This is a genomic window from Streptomyces sp. NPDC059853, assembly GCF_042731495.1.
In the GTDB taxonomy this organism is placed as follows: Bacteria; Actinomycetota; Actinomycetes; order Streptomycetales; family Streptomycetaceae; genus Streptomyces.
In genome coordinates, this window is sequence record NZ_JBHWJL010000534.1 from 1 (window position 1) to 1,696 (window position 1,696).

Annotated in this window: 2 protein-coding genes; both read left to right on the plus strand. The window is 69.9% G+C overall.

Going from position 1 to position 1,696, the window contains the following annotated elements:
* The first annotated feature begins 114 nt into the window (after nucleotides 1-114).
* Nucleotides 115-696: a hypothetical protein gene (locus ACFV5N_RS27640; RefSeq protein ID WP_385605223.1), complete on the plus strand. Its 582-nt coding sequence runs from the start codon at nucleotides 115-117 to the stop codon at nucleotides 694-696.
* A gap of 62 nt (nucleotides 697-758) precedes the next feature.
* Nucleotides 759-1,592, plus strand: coding sequence for a hypothetical protein (locus ACFV5N_RS27645; RefSeq protein ID WP_385605227.1), 834 nt, complete (start codon nucleotides 759-761; stop codon nucleotides 1,590-1,592).
* The last annotated feature ends 104 nt before the right edge of the window (nucleotides 1,593-1,696 follow it).

Here is a 1,696-nt window from a genome sequence, read left to right on the forward strand (position 1 = left end):
AGGCGGGGGAGCGGGCGCCCCGGCCGGGCCGGTCCCGGCGCCAACTGTCACGACTTCGCACCTGGATTCGCCCGGCACTCCCGCATGGTTCCGGCCATCGCTAGGGTGTCGCCCGTGACGAGCAGTATGCGTAATAAGCGAATCAGGCGCGCCGGCCCGGCAGCCGGCCTGGCCCTCATCCTGGCCACGGTCGCCGGCTGCTCATCCGACGGCGGCGACAACGAGGAACCCATCGACACGGGCGGCACGTCGTCCCCTTCCCCGGACGCGGAGGGCGGGGAAGGGGACGACGAGGCCGCGCTGGTGGCGCTGTACGAGGCGTACTGGGACGCCCGGGTCGAGGTGGAGAACAGTGAGGCGGGGGACATCCACCTCCTGGAAGGCATCGTGACGCCGGCGATGCTGGAGAAAGAACTGTCCCGGGTGCGTGACTTCCAGAGCAACGGCCTGTACCGGCAGGGCGGTCCGGTCATCGAGAACATCACGGCGACCGTCGACGGGGACACGGCGATCGTCGAGTCGTGCAAGAGCGAAGAAGGCTGGGACATCATGAAGGACGGGGAGGTCATCCCCGGCGTCGTCCCGGAGGAACTGATCAACGTCCACGGGCACGTGGTGACCGCCGAGAAGGGGGACGGGGCATGGCTGATCACCGACACGCTGCCGGAGGAGGAGGGGAACGTGACATGCTCGTGAGGCCAGAAGCCGGACACCGAGCGTGGCGCGGTCGCGTGGGCCGGGGGCTCGTGGTGGGGGCCGTGACCGTGGGCCTGCTCCACGCGGCCACCCAGGGTGCCCTCGCGGACGAGAAGGATCCCAACTGCTACGTGCAATCACCCGAAGGGGTCAAGTACGTGTGCAGTGTCCAGGAGCCGGGCGGCAACGGCGACGGGGGCAGTGGCGGAAGCGGTGGCGGCGGTGGCGCCGTCCAGCCCAGTTGCGATCTGAGCCTTGCCGGAGAGGGCAGCAACCGCTGGTGCGAAGGGGAGTACGCCTGCTGGGCGAACATCCCGTCCGCCGCCTACCCCACCCCGGACACGTGGCCGGACGACCAGCCGTCCGAGGACTCCGTCTACATCTACAAGGACTGCAACAACGGAGAGGGCGGCCGCTACAACGAATGGGGCTGGTACACCCCCGAGGGGGACACGGGCCCCTCCCTCCAGGAGCGGGCGATGATGGCCTTCGGCCAGCTGAACACCCCGGAGTTCTCCCTCGCGTTCAGCCCGCCCGGCCACTCCATCATCTACATCGACACCTGGTGGTGGGCCGAGGGAGCGCCCGCCGGGGAGATCCGGGGCAGCTCGGCGCTCGGCGTCGTCGCGGTCGGCACCCCGTCCCACATCGAGGTGGACCCCGGGGACGGCAGCGGCGTGATGACCTGTGACTTCGTCACGTCCGAGAGCGACGCCTGCTCCTACACCTACTCCCGGGCCGGGGACTACACGACCTCGGGCCGGCTCGTCTACGACGTGCATTTCGAGTACGACGGTTCGACGCTGGAACTGCCGGGGCTGCCGGACTCCCTGGAGAGCGGCTGGCAGGAGAGCGGCATCACCGTGACCGAGTCGCAGGCGGTCGTGGTGCCGTAACGCTGGTCGGCTCCCACGGACGAGGGGCGCGGATCCGTACGGATGCGCGGCACTCACGCCGTTCGCGGGGAACGGGTCACGCCCCGTTCGGCGGTCCGAGGTGG